Here is a 15,297-nt window from a genome sequence, read left to right as displayed (position 1 = left end):
GTGTGCCGTCGCTGCCGGGGGTGTCAGGCGGCTTTTGCGCCGGGTGAGCCGAGGGCTCGCAACGTCTCCTTGATCGCGCGCACGCGGTCGGTCAGTTCTGCGTGTTTCACTTCGATGCGCAGTTTGTCCTGCCCGGCGAGTTTGATGTGGCGATGCTTCTGCACCAGTTCGATGATGCGCATCGGGTCGACGGCGGGCGTCGGCTCGAATTGCAGGGCAATGGCTTCTTCGCTCGCATCGATCTTCACAATACCCAGCGGCTTGGCCAGCAACCGCAGACGGTGCGTCTCGATGAGTGCCTGCGCCTGTTGCGGCAACTTGCCGAAGCGGTCGACGAGTTCTTCCTGCGTCGTGTCGATGGCATCGGGATTCGTGCCGTTGGCGAGCCGCTTGTAGAGCGAGAGACGCTCCTGCACGTCGCCGCAGTAATCGCTTGGCAGAATGGCCGGGACGTGCAGATTGATCTCGGTCGTCACGGCGAGCGGTGCAGTGAGATCCGGCTCGCGGCCGGCTTTCAGCGCACTCACCGCGTCGGCCAGCATATCGGTGTAGAGCTGGAAGCCGATTTCATGGATTTCGCCCGATTGTTTGTCGCCCAGCACTTCGCCCGCGCCGCGAATTTCGAGATCGTGCATGGCGAGGTAGAAGCCCGCGCCCAGTTCTTCCATCTGCTGAATTGCTTCGAGACGGCGTTGTGCCTGCTTGGTCAGGGCCTTCGGATCGTGCACGAGCAGATAGGCGTACGCCTGATGGTGCGAGCGGCCCACGCGGCCACGCAACTGGTGCAACTGCGCGAGACCGAACTTGTCGGCGCGATGCATCAGGATAGTGTTGGCGGTCGGCACGTCGATGCCGGTCTCGATGATGGTCGTACACAGCAGCACGTTGGCGCGCTGTGTCACGAAGTCGCGCATCACGCGCTCGAGATCACGCTCGTGCATCTGGCCGTGGGCGACCACGATGCGGGCTTCGGGCACAAGGGCTTCCAACTGAGCCTTGCGGTTCTCGATGGTCTCGACTTCGTTATGCAGGAAATACACCTGCCCGCCACGCTTGAGTTCGCGCAGCATGGCTTCGCGAATTACACCATCTTCCTCGCGTCGCACGAAGGTCTTGATCGCCAGGCGCTTCTGCGGCGCGGTGGCGATGACCGAGAAGTCGCGCAATCCTTCGAGGGCCATGCCGAGCGTGCGCGGAATCGGGGTGGCAGTCAGTGTGAGCACGTCGACCTCGGCGCGCAGTGCCTTGAGGGCCTCCTTCTGACGCACGCCGAAGCGGTGCTCTTCGTCGATGATGACGAGGCCCAGGCGCTGGAACTGGATGTCGTTCGAGAGCAGCTTGTGCGTGCCGATCACGATATCGACCTGTCCCTCGTTGATCGCCTTCACACTCGCGTTCACTTCCTTTGTGGTCTTGAAGCGGGAGAGTTCGGCGATGCGCACCGGCCAGTCGGCAAAGCGATCGGAGAAGGTCTGCGCGTGTTGTTCGGCGAGCAGCGTGGTGGGCGCGAGCAGGGCGACCTGTTTGCTGTCGAGCACGGCAATGAAGGCGGCGCGCAAGGCCACTTCGGTTTTGCCGAAGCCGACATCGCCGCACACCAGACGGTCCATCGGACGACCGCTGGTCATATCGCTCATGACGGCGGCAATCGCGGCCGCCTGATCCGGTGTTTCCTCAAAGCCGAAGCTGTCGGCAAACTTCTCGTAATCGCGCGGCGACAACTCGAAAGCGTAGCCCGAGCGCGCGGCACGGCGGGCGTACAGGTTGAGCAGTTCCGCCGCCGTATCGCGGATCTGCTGTGCGGCCTTGCGCTTCGCCTTCTCCCATTGGCCCGAACCGAGGGAGTGCAGTGGCGCGGTGTCGGGGTCGGCGCCGCTGTAGCGCGAGATCAGGTGCAACTGCGAGACCGGCACATACAGTTTGCTCGCGCCCGAGTATTCGAGATGCAGGAATTCGGTTTCACCTTCGCCGAGATCCATGCTGACCAGGCCCTGATAGCGGCCGATGCCGTGCTGGCTGTGAACCACGGGGTCGCCGACCTTGAGTTCGGCAAGGTCGCGCACCATCGAGTCGACCGACGTCGCCTGTTCCTGGCGGCGCTTGCCCGCGCGGCGCGCAAGTCCTTCGTACAGCTCGTTTTCGGTGATGAACGCGAGGTTTTCGGCCGGCAGCAGGAAGCCGGCGGCCAGCGGGGCGACGCCGATGGCGAAGCGCGCGTCGGACGTCAGGAAGTCTTCGAGCGACTCGACCGTGGAGGGGCGCAGATCGTTGTCGTGCAGCAGTTGCAGCAGCGTCTCGCGGCGGCCGGCCGAATCGGCGCCCAACAGCACGCGCGCCGGTGTACGGGCCAGATAGGCGCGCAGCGCGGCGAGCGGGTCGTCGGCGCGGCGATTGACCGCCAGCGGCGGCAGCGGGGCGGCCCAACTGCCATCGCCCGGTGCGGGCAGCGTCAGCCGTGCGAACGGCTTGGCGAGCGCGAAGAAGTCCTGGTCGAGCAGGAATAATTGCTCGGGCGGCAGCACCGGACGCTCGCGATCATGCGACAGAAAGTTGTAGCGCTGGCGCGTGTCGTTCCAGAAGCGGTGGATCGCCGCGTCGAGATCGCCCACGAACACCAGTTGCGCGTCGGCGGGCAGATAGTGGAACAGCGTGGCCGTTTCTTCGAAGAACAGCGGCAGGTAGTACTCGATGCCTGCCGAGGGCACACCGCTGCCGATGTCCTTGTAGATCGGACTGCGGCTCGGATCGCCTTCGAAGACTTCGCGCCAGCGGCCGCGAAATGCCGTGCGCGCGGGTTCGTCGAACGGGAATTCGCGCCCCGGCAGCAGACGGACTTCCTTGACCGGATACAGGCTGCGCTGCGTGTCGGGATCGAACGCGCGAATGCTGTCGACGGTATCGTCGAACAGATCGAGGCGATAGGGCAGTGCCGAGCCCATCGGGAAGAGATCGATCAGCCCGCCGCGTACGCAGTACTCGCCGGGGCGCATCACCTGACTCACATGCTCGTAGCCCGCGAGCGTGAGTTGCGACTTCAGCCGGGCCTCGTCAAGACGTTCGCCCTGCGTGAAGAAGAACGTGTAGGCCGCCATGAAGCTTGCCGGCGCCATGCGATAGAGCGCAGTGGTCGCGGGCACCAGCACGATGTCGCAGCGCTTCTCGCCGAGATCGTGCAGGGTGGCAAGCCGTTCGGACACGAGATCCTGGTGCGGCGAGAACGTGTCGTAGGGCAGCGTCTCCCAGTCGGGCAGCAGCCGCACGCGCGCCTCGGGTGCACACCACTTCAGCTCCTGCTGCAGGCGCAGGGCGTCGGTGGCCTGGGCGCACACGACGGCGAGCAGCGGCAGGCGCTCGCGATTCTCTTCGAAATAACGGGCAATGAGCAGGGCGTCACTGGACGCGTGCGAGCCGGCAAAAGCGTAACGCTGTCCCGCTTTCACGAGCGGCACAGGCACGGTACTACGGGATAAGGCGTTGGCGGAGGACATAGGAAAACGTTGCAGAAATGGCAAAGCACGGGGCTCCACTCGCATGGGGCCCCGTGACAGTCAGCGTCTATTATAAAATCCCTGCTTTATCCTTACCTGCGTTTTATCGTGAGCGACCGACTTTTTGCCGTCATCCCGTGTGCCGGGGCCGGTGTACGCGCCGGGGCCGACGTGCCCAAGCAATACCGAAGCGTCGGCGGACGTGCCATGCTTCACTATGCCCTTGCCGCATTCGACGCCTGTTCCGAGTTCGCTCAGACCGTGCTGGTGCTGGCGCCCGACGACGATCACTTCGACGGGCGGCGCTTCGGCACGCTGCGCTTTGCGGTGCGCCGTTGCGGCGGCCCGTCGCGCCATGCGTCGGTCCTTGGCGGCCTGCAGGCACTCACCGAGTTCGGGGCGCAGGACAGCGATTGGGTGCTTGTGCACGATGCTGCACGTCCTGGCATCACTCCTGCGCTGATTCGCGCACTCGTCGAAGCGCTGCGCGACGATCCGGTCGGCGGCATTCTCGCGTTGCCCGTGGCCGATACCCTCAAGCGTGAGCAGGCGCCGGCCGAGAAGGGCGGGTTGGCCGCCGTACAGACCACGGAATCGCGTGATGGGCTGTGGCAGGCACAGACGCCCCAGATGTTCCGCCTTGGCATGTTGCGTCAGGCGCTGGAAGACGCGCTTGCTTCGGGAGCCGAAGTCACGGACGAGGCCAGCGCCATCGAGCGTATCGGCCTCACACCGAAACTCGTTCGCGGCAGCCTGCGCAACTTCAAGGTGACATATCCCGAAGATTTCGTGCTTGCCGAAGCATTCCTCGGTGCGGCCAAGTCCGCGTGAAGGCGCAGTGATTACCGGCTGCATTGATCTGACGTACTGTTTTTTCGCATTTGGCGATTCCCCATGACTGAACCCGCTGTTTCCAATGTCTCGCTCGCTACGTTGTTCAAGCTCCGCATCGGTCAGGGCTACGACGTGCATGCCCTCGTGCCCGGCCGCCCGCTCGTGATGGGGGGGGTGACGATTCCGTTCGACCGCGGCCTGCTGGGCCATTCGGACGCCGACGTGCTGCTGCACGCCATCACCGACGCCGTGCTCGGTGCCGCGGCGCTGGGCGACATCGGGCGTCATTTCCCTGACACCGATCCCACGTTCAAGGGCGCAAACAGCGTTGTATTGCTCAAGGAAGCCATGCGTCGTGTGCGCGAGCATGGCTATGAGATCGTCAACGTGGACTGTACGGTCATTGCGCAGGCGCCGAAGCTCGCACCGCATATTGCCGCCATGACCCAATCGATTGCCGATGCGCTGGGCATCACCGCCGGTCAGGTGAACGTGAAGGCGAAGACCAACGAGAAGCTGGGCTATCTCGGCCGCCAGGAAGGGATTGAAGCACAGGCGGCGGCATTGCTCGTCGGGCGCTGAGCGCCGGTCAGACCCAAAGCAAAACGGCGCTACCGGACAAAGCCGGTAGCGCCGTTTTGTTTTTGATGGCTCGCGCAGTGTCGAGGCACCGCGCCAAGCCTTACCTTACGCTGCCTCGGCGGCGAGGACTTGCGCAGCGGCGTTGATGACAGCGGCGATACGGCCGACGTCACGCAGTTGCGCGGTGCTCATCCCATGCTCGGCGGCGAGCAACTGAAAGTGCGACTGCACGCAGAAGTGGCACTTGCCGATGATGGACGCCGCCAGGGCATACATCTCGAAGCGACGCTGATCGACGCCGCCTCGCGTGGCGTAGCCGTTCATGCGAAGTTGGGCCTTCTCGTTCTTGAGTTCGGCGTTATCGGCCATCTCGAGGTACGGATACCACGTGTTGTTCATGCCCATGAGCGCGGCGGCGGTCAACGCGCCTTCAAGCTCTTCCGGGGACAATACGCCGGCTTCGCGAATCGCCTTGATGAGCGGCTGGCTCTTGGCCGCGAAGGCGGCCGCGAGGGCCACACCAACGGCGTCGTTGCCTTCCAGCGAGGAGCGGGCGATCGTGCCGTCGAGGTTCAGGCGAATGTCCTTGGCGTAGTCAGGGATCTGCGCCTTAATCGCGGTGATGAATTCCATAAATTTCTCCTATTGCTTTGGGCTGAAAAAGCCCGCTTGCGCGGGCTTCGAGACGACGCTTACAGCGTTGCACCGCCGACCGCGCGGTTGCACGGGCAGAGTTCGTCGGTTTGCAGGCCGTCCAGAATACGCAGAACTTCTTCCGGGTTACGGCCGACGTTCAGGTTGTTCACCGAAACGTGCTGAATGACGTTGTCCGGGTCAACGATGAACGTTGCACGCAGGGCCACGCCGGCTTCCTTTTCACGCACGCCGAGTTGGTCGATCAGAGCACCCGTGGTGTCGCCGAACGAGTAGTGGTTCAGCTTGCTCAGGTCCTTGTGCTCACGGCGCCATGCCAGTTTCACGAATTCGTTGTCGCCCGAACCGCCGAGCAGAACAGCGTCACGATCTGCGAAGTCGTTGGCCAGCTTGGCGAACTCAACGATTTCGGTCGGGCACACGAAGGTGAAATCCTTCGGGTAGAAGTAAATGATCTTCCACTTGCCCGGGAACGAGGCTTCGGTGATCGTTTCGAAAGCCGACACACCGTTTTCTTCGTGGTTGTTGAAACCGGGCTTGGCAGCTACTACCGAGAACGCTTCGAGTTTGTCGCCGACAGTCTTCATCGATTTACTCCTAAATTAGTGCGGTTTATGTCGAGATGTCACAGGTACATCGCAACCAGCAACTGACCGGGATCATGCGATCCCGGTCAACCAAGGCAGTATACGCTATCAAATCAATGGCGGCAATAGTTTATTTTTATGCCGGGGATAGTTAAATCAAATCCCGTCGATAGGATGTTGTGTGATGCTGCGCGGAAGAAGCCTTGAGCATAGCCAAATTCCCGCGCGATCACATCTATTTAGCAAGCGGGAATGACACGATGATTTCAAGGCCGGTGCCCGGACGAACATTGCGCAGCGAGGCGATGCCTTTGTAGCGTGTGGCAATGCGCTGGACGATTGCCATGCCAAGGCCGGTGCCGTCTGCCTTGGTTCGTGCCGTGTCCACCCGATAGAACGGGCGGAAAACGAGGGCCAGTTGCTCCTCGGGAATGCCGGGGCCGGTATCGCGCACACGCATCTCGACGCGTTCACCGAGCACGCGCGTCGTGATGTGAACGTTGGCGATGTCGGTCTCGGCGTCGCGGCCATACTTGCGCGCGTTCTCGAGCAGGTTCGTGAGCAGGCGCTTGAGGTCGGTGCGCTCGGCCAGCACTGCGGTGGCTTCGGCAAGTTCGATGGTGACGTTGAGGTCTTCCCTGCCGTCGAACGAGGTGGCGGTCTCGCGCACGATATCCGACAGGTCCAGCGCCTGCATCGTGCGCGACGCTGGGCGGGCGTAATCGAGAAAGCGGCCGATGATCTCGTCCATTTGCTCGATGTCGCTGATCATGTCGCGTTTGACGTTCTCGTCGGACGGACTCATCTCCGTCTCCAGCCGTAGCCGGGCGAGTGGTGTGCGCAGGTCGTGCGAGATGCCGGCGAGCATCAGTGCCCGGTCGGCTTCGAGGCGCTCGAGTTCGTCCACCATCTGGTTGAAGCTGCGGTTGGCCTCGGCGGCCTCGCCCATGCCGCGCTCGGGCAGCGGATCGGGGCGTTGCCCTTCGCCGATGGCACGAGCGGCGTGGGCGAGCCGGGCGAACGGCCGGTTCACGATCGCGGTAATGAAGGCGGCGCCGATGAGCGAGAGTGCCAGCGCGAAGGTCCCCCAACTGAAGAGTTGAAGGCCGGTGGCCGTGTCGATCCGGTCTTGCTCGATGGCGACCCAGTAGTCGTCTTCGTCGATCTTGAAGCTGATCCACATGGCCGGGATCTCGTTGACCGAGGCGGCGATGATCGTGTCCGTGCCAAGACGCCGTTGCACGTCGCGCACGATCAGATCCTGCACCACGCCGCCCGGCTGCTTCTCGACCTTGTCTGCCGGTTCGCGCGGATACACGCGGATGCCCTCATTGCTCTCCAGATCCTGGAGCAATGCGCGGCGCAGATCGGGTTCGGAATAGAGCAGGGCGGTGCGCGTGAGCTTGACGATCGACACGAGCTGCTGCGCAACCCGTTGTGCGCGCGGCTCGCGTTCGATCACGCGAAAGCTCTGATACCAGGCGGCCAGACTGACGCCGATAAGCAGTGCGATGAGGAAAAAGGTACGCCAGAAAAGACCGCCGAACAGCCCGCGTACCATCCGGATCGGATGCATGGGGTTGCTCCGTCTAAAGCGTGATTTGTGCGTGCCCGCAGGCCCGGTGTGCCGGATGACGGGGGGCGGGACGAAGCGCGACGTGCGGCATGAGATGCGACGTGAAACAAGACACGACGCCGGTGCGCGAGCTTGTTGCGACCGGCGTCGTTTTGCAGCGTGAGACGCGAAGGTGGCCGATCACGCGCCGCCGTCCGGAATGAACACGTAGCCGAGGCCCCAGACGGTCTGAATGAAGCGAGGGCTGCCCGGGTCCGGTTCAATGAGCTTGCGCAGGCGCGAGATCTGCACGTCGAGGCTGCGGTCGAACACTTCGTATTCGCGCCCCCGTGCGAGTTCCATCAGCTTCTCGCGGGACAAGGGCTGGCGCGGATGGCGCGCGAATACCTTGAGCACCGAGAACTCGCCCGTCGTGAGCGCGATTTCCTGACCGTTTTTGGTGAGCGTGCGCGTGGCGAGGTTCAGGGCGAAGTCGCCAAACTCGAACGTCTCCATGGTTTCGCTGGGTGCGCCGGGAAGTTCAGGCGGCGCCTGACGGCGCAATACGGCATGAATTCGGGCGACGAGTTCGCGCGGATTGAAGGGCTTCGGCAGATAATCGTCGGCGCCCATTTCGAGGCCGACGATACGGTCGACATCCTCGCCTTTGGCCGTTAACATGATGATCGGCGTGCGGTCATTCGCGCCACGCAGGCGGCGACAAATAGAAAGACCGTCTTCACCGGGGAGCATCAGGTCCAGCACGAGCAGATCGAAGCGCTCGCGTACCCAAAGCTTGTTCATGGCCGTTGCATTTTCGGCCACAAAGACATTGAAACCCTGTTCCCCGAGGTAACGACGTAACAGGTCGCGCAGGCGCGGATCGTCGTCGACAACCAGAATTTTGGGAGAATTTTTGTTTTCCATGCCACGTATCTTAGCCCGAAATGTTGCGAACTGAGGAGGCCGCCAAAGCGGGTTACAAAGGGTTACACAATTTACCCTACCCCTTGTGCGCTGACCATAGGCAGTGGGTACACTTGCACCCCTGCCAGGGCGAAAACCTGCCGCATGGCATGAAGGACATACGCACAAGATGAGATGGGCTGCTGAGTTGACGCTACTGTTCGGGGGAATCATGCTCTGGGGACACCTGGGTGTGACGTATGCCCGTCCCGTGGCCCATTTCAGCACGCAATCTCATGGCGTGAGTCCGTCTGGACAGCAGCGCTCGGTGCCAGCGCCGTCGCCTCGCAATCCGTCGAAGAATGGGCAGTCGCAGGGGGATACCTCTGCCGAGCGCCGCAACGACGATCTGCAGAACACGCCGCCGGGCCGCCGTCCGAATGGTCATATGTCGCCGGAAGACCGGCGCTTGCTTCGTCAACATATTCAAGACGCTGTGCGCGAGTTGTACAGTCACTAGCATGACGCGCACTACGTTGGTGCCAGATCAGTTTCGGAAACGTCGCCAAACGCTTCTCCCAAAACGCCAGTGATGTCACTTTGACGCGAGCGTCCCATGAAGCCGAATCCAACATCGCCAGCCGCTGTCGACGCTGGCTTTTTTTGCGCTCGCCGCAAGCGTAACGAGAAGGCGAGGGACCAGATCGCACCGCCGCCGTTACTATCCGTCTACCTGAAACCGCTCGCCTGCCGGCGGCTCGTGCGGGGCTTGCTCGCCGCCTTTTGGCTGGCGTCGCCGTTGGTGGTCCACGCTGCGGGGGCGAAGCACGCGGGCGTGACGCATACGGCGCGTTCGACGTCGACACATGCAACGAACACTGCCGTCGATCCTTCGACGCGTGCCCTTACAACCGACGACGCTCGCTACCTCCTCACCCGCACCGGCTACTCACCCGACGCTCGCGAACTGGCGCCATTCGTCGGATTGACGCGCGCGCAGGCCGTCGACCGCCTGCTGGAGCAAACACGCCGTACTGCCGTGACGCCACCCCCCGCATGGGCGGCCGATCCGCCGCTCTATGGCGCGCCTGTCAAGAACATGACCGACGAGCAGCGCCGTGAGCTGAACCAGCGACGTGATCGCATGGCGGCGTCGCTGCCTGCCTGGTGGGCACAGGAGATGGCGAGCACGCCGTCGCCGCTCACTGAGCGCATGACGATGTTCTGGCACAACCACTTCGTGTCGAGCGACGACAAGGTTCGCGAGCCGGTCGTGCTTTACCGTCAGAACGTGCTGCTGCGTGCGAATGCGCTGGGCAATTTCGGCGTGTTGCTGCACGAGGTGTCGAAGGACCCGGCCATGCTCGTCTATCTCGATGGTGCGGGCAGCCGGAAGGGGCATCCGAATGAGAACTTCGCGCGTGAGGTCATGGAGCTGTTCACGCTGGGCGAGGGGCATTACACCGAGCAGGATGTCCGTGAGGCGGCGCGCGCCTATACCGGCTGGAGTATTGATCGGCCGACGATGAGCTATGTCTGGCGCGCCAATGTTCATGACGTGGGCGCGAAGACCGTGCTGAACCAGACCGGCGACTTCGATGGCGACCAGATGCTCGACATTTTGCTGGCGCGTCCGGAGACAGCGACGTTCATCACCGGCAAATTGTGGCGCGAGTTCGTATCGCCGACGCCTGAGCCGTCGCAGGTTCAACGTGTGGCGGGCGCCTTTCGCGCGAGCGGATACGACATTCGTGTAGCGATGCGTGCGCTATTGCTGACGCCTGCCTTTTGGGATGCACGAACACGGGGTACGTTGGTCAAGTCGCCGTCGGAGTTCGTGACGGACACCGTGCGCGAGTTCGACATTGGCTACGACGATCCGCAGATGCTGGCTCAGCAGATGCGGGCACTTGGGCAGGACCTGTTTCGTCCGCCGAATGTGAAGGGGTGGCCCGGCGGCGATGCATGGATCGACAGCACTACGTTGCTGGCGCGAAAGCAGTTCGTGGAGCGCATGTTCCGGGCGACGGAGAACGCGAATGCCGGTGGACCGTCGATGGTGTTGCCGTCGTCGGCGGCGAGTTCTGGTGTGCAACGCACGGCGCTTCGTCCTGCGGCAGCGATGCCGAGAACCGTCGCGGGCGTGCGTTTCGATCTATCGCGCTGGCTGCAACCTTACGCGCTGGGGCCGGTCGACGTTCCGGATGAGAGGGCGCGCGAGGCGTTGCAGCGGGCGGTGTTGCCGTTCGCGCCTGCGGTGCCGCAAACGGCCGGCGTGAACAGTGCAGCCTATTTGCAGGCGTTATTGATGGACCCCGCCTATCAATTGAAGTGATGAAGTGATGGCGGGCCGCACGGGATGAGTGTCATTGGGCGACGTCTGCGTATCCATTCGTACGGGACTAGCCGTGAGAGGTGTGAGATGCGTCGACGCGATTTTCTGACTTTTGCCGGTGGCCTTGGTGCTGCATGGCTGGCACCAGGGCCGGTCTTGGCGGCTGCGCATGATCTGTCCGGGACACTGCCGGGGGCGGGCGGGAACTACGGCAATCTGCTGATCCTGATCGAACTCAAAGGTGGCAATGACGGGTTGAACACCGTCATTCCCTATGCTGACCCGATGTATGCGAGTCTGCGCCCGAGTATTGGCATCAAGCGTGAGCAGGTGGTGCAACTGGACGGGCGTAGTGGCTTGCATCCGGAGATGCGTCCGTTGTTGCCGATGTGGCAGGCGAAGGAGTTGGCGATCGTGCAGGGTGTGGGGTATGCGCAGCCGAATCTGTCGCACTTCCGGTCTATCGAGATATGGAATACGGCGTCGCGTTCCGACGAGTATTTGCGCGACGGCTGGTTGTCGCGCGCGTTTGCGGAACAAGCGGTGCCACCGGGTTTCGACGCCGATGGCGTGATTGTGGGCAGTGCGGAGTTGGGCCCATTGGGCGGTGGTGCCCGGGCAGTGACGTTGACCAATCCCGCGCAGTTCTTGCGGGATGCGACGCTGGCGTCGGCGAATGCGGTGCAGGTGAGCAACCCGGCGCTCGCGCATGTGCTGCGTGTGGAGAACGACATCGTGAAGGCGGCGGACGGACTGCGGCCGCGTCAGGGACAGTACGTGCTGCGCACGCCGATGCCGCAGGGGGCGTTCGGTAACGTGGTGAAAACTGCGCTGCAGGTTGTTGCGGCGGCGGACTCTTCGGCGGGCGTGCCGCTGCCGGGGCGCGGCGTTGCTGTGTTGCGTCTGACGCTCAACGGCTTTGATACGCATCAGAATCAACCGGGGCAGCAGGCGAATCTATTGCGTCAGTTGTCGCTGGGGATGATGGCGTTGCGGGCCGGGCTGACCGAGTTGAATCGTTGGCAATCGACGATGATCGTCACGTACGCGGAGTTTGGCCGGCGTCCGCGCGAGAACCAGAGCCAGGGGACGGATCACGGGACGGTGGCGCCGCATTTCATTGCGGGCGGGCGTGTTCGCGGCGGCCTCTACGGGGACGTGCCGCGATTGGATCGGCTCGATGGGAATGGCAATCTGCCATTTGCCGTCGATTTCCGCGAAGTGTATGCGACGGTGCTGCAGCGCTGGTGGGGGCTGAATCCGCAGACGGTGTTGAGTGGTGCGTTCAAGCCGCTGGATGTGTTACGGGTTTGAGGTGCTGGCGCGGTGGGGCTTGGTGTTGTGCTGGTGAGCAGGGGATGGTTGCTGTGTGCGTTTGCGGGATCCGCGAATCGTCAGGGCGAAGTCGCGGATCTGCGAACGGAAGCGGGGCGGTGGGTCTCAGCGAGCGCGCCAGGCGCGCCAGAATTTGCGTAGCGGTGTGAGATCGATGCGCTGGTGCAGCACCTGATAGTCGCTGGCGGCGACCTCATCCATCAATGCCAATTGCAGTGCGGCGAGGGCGAGCAAAGGCTTTTGCTTGCGGCGGTCTTGTTTGGGGATGGCGGCGGCGGCTTCGGCGATGGTCTGACGCGCACGGGCGTGTTGGAACTTCATGAGTTCGATGAAGGCTGGCGAGTACTTCCCGTTTTGCAGATCGGCGGCGGTGACGCCGAAGCGTTGCAATTCGTCGATGGGGAAATAGACGTAGCCGGCGCGTGCGTCGACACCTGCGTCGGTGACGCGGCGGCCGAGTGTGATGGCGTGGCCGAGGGTGCGGGCAAGCGCGGGGGTTTGCGGGTCGTCGAAACCGTAGATGTGCGCGACCAGTTCGGCGGGGGCACCGCCGGCGGCGTCACAATAGTGCGAGAGGCCGGCGAAGTCGAGATAGCGCATCTGGGAGAGATCCATCTCGGCACCATGCAGCACGGCTTCGAATGAGGCGCGTGCGATGTGGGTGTTTTTGACGACAGGGGCAAGTGCGCGCGTGACGGGGTGTGCGGGGGTGCCGGCGAAGAGTCGCGCGAGTTCCTGGCGCCACCAATCGAGTTTTGCGTGAGCGACGCCGGGGTCGTGGACGGCGGCGTGAATATCGGCGACTTCCTGGCAGAAGGCATGGGCGGCGTAGGCGGCGTCGCGTTTGGACGGCGGCAGTTGGAGCAGCGCGTAATAGAGCGCGGAGCCGGCGGGGCCGGCTTTCTGGCGGCAGTAGTCGCTGGCTTGCGCGGGGGTGCCGGGGGAGTCGTCGGCGGTCTCGTGGGGTTGCATGCGAATGGGGGTATCGGTTTGGCCAGGTGCCCGGATGTCGGTGCGCGGGCGCGCAACCGGGGGCAAGAGCCATGAATTGGTGCGAATTCTAGCATTGCGGGCCTGGGGGCGGGCGTGAGGGAGATGGCGTTGTAAGAGATTGCCGGTCAAATGCACATCATGTAGAATGCTCGCCTGCTTTGACGCATGCAGCGGGGCGACGAGTCGCCCCTTTTCATGTCCGCCAGGACACGCATGCCGTCAACCCGATGCCGGGATGTCGTTTCCCCATAAAGGTGACGACGCCCACGGGCTGCGAGGATGGCGAAATTGGTAGACGCACCAGGTTTAGGTCCTGACGCCCGCAAGGGTGTAGGGGTTCGAGTCCCCTTCCTCGCACCAACTCCCCGTTTTGGCATCGGTTTCGTAGGTCTCACTTCTTCCCGCAAAAACTCGCAAACGCTCGCCGAATAAGCCGGGTAGGGATTTTTGCGTCGATTCTGATTGTTCCCCACTTGCTCAAAAACTCACCTCTTCGCACCTAAAATCGTGTCGGGTCCCCCATTTTTTACCCGAGGTTTCCCCACGAAATGGCATCGATTCAGAAGGTGGCAAAGGGCTGGCGCGTGCAAGTGATGGTTGATGGGCAGCGCGATAGCAGGACGTTTGATACGAGAGCGGCAGCGATGGCGTGGAGCGCGCAACGAGAGACGGAGTTGCGGTCGATTGCCAGCGGGGCAGGGAGTAAGACGCTGACGGTTGGGGATGTGCTCAAGGAGTATGAGCTGAAGGTGACCCACACGAAGCGTGGCGCGAGATGGGAGAGGTTGCGTTTGCCCCTGATCGGCGGCAAGGAGATCGGCGGACGGAAATTCAAAGACATCAAGTTGATCGACCTTCGGCCAAGCCATATCGCGGCTTGGCGGGACGTGCGGATGCGTGAGGTGTCGGGTGCGTCCGCGTCACGGGAAATGTCGCTGATGTCGCACGCGTTCCTGGTGGCCCGGAAGGAGTGGGGCTGGCTGGTGACGAACCCGATGGCGGATGTGAAGCGCCCGCCGGACCCGCCGGGGCGGGAACGGTTGATTTCGCAAGAGGAAATCGAGTTGCTGCTTGCGAGCCTGGGCTATGAAGAGGGACTGCCCGTAGAAACGCCGATGCAGCGTGTGGCAGTTGCCTTTCTGTTCGCGATAGAGACGGCGATGCGCTCTAGCGAAATCCTGGCTCTTACAGCCTCGTCGGTGAACTACCACGGCAAGTTCGCACGGCTCCCAATGACGAAAAATGGCACGGCACGCAACGTGCCGCTGTCCTCCCGCGCGATTGAGCTTCTGAAGATGCTTCCGGCGGTGCCGAAAGGCGAATCGCTATTCGCCTTGTCTGCGTCGAGCCGCGACGCGCTATTTCGGAAGGCGCGAGACAGATCACAGATCCCGGATGTGACGTTTCACGATACGCGACACGAAGCCATCACTCGCCTAGCGAAGAAATTACAATCGTTAGATCTCGCTAGGATGACTGGCCACAGAAACATCTCTGAACTGATGACGTATTACAACGCGACGGCAACAGATATAGCGGGACGCCTCGGCTAATAGCCGCGGAGATACTGAATGCGCAACATTCACTCCGGGAGTCGCGATTTCACCAGATCTGGGATTAGCAAAATTGCCCGTTGATTATGCGGGGGACGGGCTTTTTTCTCTTGGGTATTGGGTAAGAGCGTCCGCTGTCGACCCAACTGAGACGTTCGCAACGACTGTGATGCTGTGACAGGTCTGGGGCAATCACCGGTCATTCGGATTCCAGACGACGCGACAAAGTTGCTGGACCGATATAAACGTTATCAGGATTGAGCCCCATAAATTACGATGATTTGTTTGCGGCTGCTGCTAAGTTTATCTAAATGAGTTCGTGTTGACTCCGAGTAGCGACAGAAAAAGCCGGGCACGATGTGAATGGCCAGACAGCGGACGCTGACGCAGCTTGTGATACAGCGTCTTTTTCGAGATGCCGAGCGCATGGCTCGCCTCGGCGACGTTGCCGGTGTGACGCCGCTGCATGTCTTGG

12 protein-coding genes, 1 tRNA gene and 1 pseudogene are annotated in these 15,297 nt (G+C 62.5%); 7 read left to right on the top strand and 7 right to left on the bottom strand.

The genetic code is table 11. The features are described 5' to 3' along the window. Positions 1-23: 23 nt before the first annotated feature. Positions 24-3,488, bottom strand: a complete 3,465-nt coding sequence (gene mfd, locus PCO31110_RS07565; RefSeq protein WP_150690048.1) for a transcription-repair coupling factor — start codon at positions 3,486-3,488, stop codon at positions 24-26. 108 nt (positions 3,489-3,596) lie between these two features. On the opposite strand from mfd, the gene ispD reads away from it, so the two are divergent. Continuing rightward, a complete protein-coding gene (ispD, locus tag PCO31110_RS07560) occupies positions 3,597-4,319 on the top strand; it encodes a 2-C-methyl-D-erythritol 4-phosphate cytidylyltransferase (RefSeq protein WP_010808862.1) in 723 nt (240 codons plus the stop codon). Positions 4,320-4,382: 63 nt separating this feature from the next. Then, a complete protein-coding gene (ispF, locus tag PCO31110_RS07555) occupies positions 4,383-4,904 on the top strand; it encodes a 2-C-methyl-D-erythritol 2,4-cyclodiphosphate synthase (protein ID WP_051126171.1) in 522 nt (173 codons plus the stop codon). Positions 4,905-5,009: 105 nt separating this feature from the next. Here ispF and PCO31110_RS07550 read toward each other — a convergent pair whose 3' ends face one another. The 4 genes from PCO31110_RS07550 to ompR all read right to left on the bottom strand — a co-directional run bounded on the left by PCO31110_RS07550 (position 5,010) and on the right by ompR (position 8,627). Next, positions 5,010-5,537, bottom strand: coding sequence for a carboxymuconolactone decarboxylase family protein (locus PCO31110_RS07550; RefSeq protein ID WP_010808864.1), 528 nt, complete (start codon positions 5,535-5,537; stop codon positions 5,010-5,012). Between the two features lie 59 nt (positions 5,538-5,596). Continuing rightward, on the bottom strand, positions 5,597-6,145 hold the full coding sequence (locus PCO31110_RS07545) for a peroxiredoxin (protein ID WP_010808865.1): 549 nt from the start codon (positions 6,143-6,145) through the stop codon (positions 5,597-5,599). 235 nt (positions 6,146-6,380) lie between these two features. Then, on the bottom strand, positions 6,381-7,721 hold the full coding sequence (locus PCO31110_RS07540; RefSeq protein ID WP_010808866.1) for an ATP-binding protein: 1,341 nt from the start codon (positions 7,719-7,721) through the stop codon (positions 6,381-6,383). Positions 7,722-7,901: 180 nt separating this feature from the next. Next, the gene (gene ompR / locus PCO31110_RS07535) at positions 7,902-8,627 is read right to left on the bottom strand and encodes an osmolarity response regulator transcription factor OmpR (RefSeq protein WP_010808867.1); all 726 of its coding nucleotides are present in this window, start codon (positions 8,625-8,627) and stop codon (positions 7,902-7,904) included. Between the two features lie 169 nt (positions 8,628-8,796). Between ompR and PCO31110_RS07530 the strand changes: the two genes are divergently transcribed. From PCO31110_RS07530 to PCO31110_RS07520, 3 genes are all read left to right on the top strand, one after another. Continuing rightward, positions 8,797-9,126: a hypothetical protein gene (locus PCO31110_RS07530; protein WP_144265732.1), complete on the top strand. Its 330-nt coding sequence runs from the start codon at positions 8,797-8,799 to the stop codon at positions 9,124-9,126. A gap of 96 nt (positions 9,127-9,222) precedes the next feature. Further along, positions 9,223-10,941 carry a DUF1800 domain-containing protein gene (locus PCO31110_RS07525; protein WP_150690047.1) on the top strand — a complete coding sequence of 573 codons (1,719 nt, stop codon included), beginning with the start codon at positions 9,223-9,225 and terminating at the stop codon, positions 10,939-10,941. A gap of 87 nt (positions 10,942-11,028) precedes the next feature. After that, positions 11,029-12,255: a DUF1501 domain-containing protein gene (locus tag PCO31110_RS07520; RefSeq protein WP_150690046.1), complete on the top strand. Its 1,227-nt coding sequence runs from the start codon at positions 11,029-11,031 to the stop codon at positions 12,253-12,255. 126 nt (positions 12,256-12,381) lie between these two features. On the opposite strand, the gene hpnD is transcribed toward PCO31110_RS07520, so the two are convergent. Next, the gene (gene hpnD, locus PCO31110_RS07515; protein ID WP_010808871.1) at positions 12,382-13,248 is read right to left on the bottom strand and encodes a presqualene diphosphate synthase HpnD; all 867 of its coding nucleotides are present in this window, start codon (positions 13,246-13,248) and stop codon (positions 12,382-12,384) included. A 294-nt stretch (positions 13,249-13,542) separates the two neighbouring features. Here hpnD and PCO31110_RS07510 point away from each other — a divergent pair. Together PCO31110_RS07510 and PCO31110_RS07505 are read left to right on the top strand one after the other, a co-directional pair. Further along, positions 13,543-13,629: transfer RNA gene (locus PCO31110_RS07510), tRNA-Leu, on the top strand. A gap of 188 nt (positions 13,630-13,817) precedes the next feature. Continuing rightward, positions 13,818-14,822: a tyrosine-type recombinase/integrase gene (locus tag PCO31110_RS07505; RefSeq protein ID WP_150690045.1), complete on the top strand. Its 1,005-nt coding sequence runs from the start codon at positions 13,818-13,820 to the stop codon at positions 14,820-14,822. Positions 14,823-15,125: 303 nt separating this feature from the next. Here the strand turns inward: PCO31110_RS07505 and PCO31110_RS25630 are convergent. Continuing rightward, a pseudogene (locus PCO31110_RS25630) lies at positions 15,126-15,296 on the bottom strand (helix-turn-helix domain-containing protein); the annotation flags it as partial. Between the last annotated feature and the right edge of the window lies 1 nt (position 15,297).

Source organism: Pandoraea communis, from assembly GCF_902459745.1.
In the GTDB taxonomy this organism is placed as follows: domain Bacteria; phylum Pseudomonadota; class Gammaproteobacteria; order Burkholderiales; family Burkholderiaceae; genus Pandoraea; species Pandoraea communis.
The sequence above is the reverse complement of the archived record's forward strand: the minus strand, read 5'-3'. Positions and strand labels throughout refer to the sequence as shown.

Excerpts from the sequence above, each read along its gene's own strand:
- PCO31110_RS07545 (WP_010808865.1), bottom strand. The coding sequence starts at position 6,145 with ATGAAGACTGTCGGCGACAAACTCGAAGCGTTCTCGGTAGTAGCTGCC.
- PCO31110_RS07525 (WP_150690047.1), top strand. The coding sequence starts at position 9,223 with ATGAAGCCGAATCCAACATCGCCAGCCGCTGTCGACGCTGGCTTTTTT.
- ompR (WP_010808867.1), bottom strand. The coding sequence starts at position 8,627 with ATGGAAAACAAAAATTCTCCCAAAATTCTGGTTGTCGACGACGATCCG.
- PCO31110_RS07520 (WP_150690046.1), top strand. The coding sequence starts at position 11,029 with ATGCGTCGACGCGATTTTCTGACTTTTGCCGGTGGCCTTGGTGCTGCA.
- PCO31110_RS07550 (WP_010808864.1), bottom strand. The coding sequence starts at position 5,537 with ATGGAATTCATCACCGCGATTAAGGCGCAGATCCCTGACTACGCCAAG.
- PCO31110_RS07530 (WP_144265732.1), top strand. The coding sequence starts at position 8,797 with ATGAGATGGGCTGCTGAGTTGACGCTACTGTTCGGGGGAATCATGCTC.
- ispF (WP_051126171.1), top strand. The coding sequence starts at position 4,383 with ATGACTGAACCCGCTGTTTCCAATGTCTCGCTCGCTACGTTGTTCAAG.
- PCO31110_RS07505 (WP_150690045.1), top strand. The coding sequence starts at position 13,818 with ATGGCATCGATTCAGAAGGTGGCAAAGGGCTGGCGCGTGCAAGTGATG.
- PCO31110_RS07540 (WP_010808866.1), bottom strand. The coding sequence starts at position 7,721 with ATGCATCCGATCCGGATGGTACGCGGGCTGTTCGGCGGTCTTTTCTGG.
- hpnD (WP_010808871.1), bottom strand. The coding sequence starts at position 13,248 with ATGCAACCCCACGAGACCGCCGACGACTCCCCCGGCACCCCCGCGCAA.
- mfd (WP_150690048.1), bottom strand. The coding sequence starts at position 3,488 with ATGTCCTCCGCCAACGCCTTATCCCGTAGTACCGTGCCTGTGCCGCTC.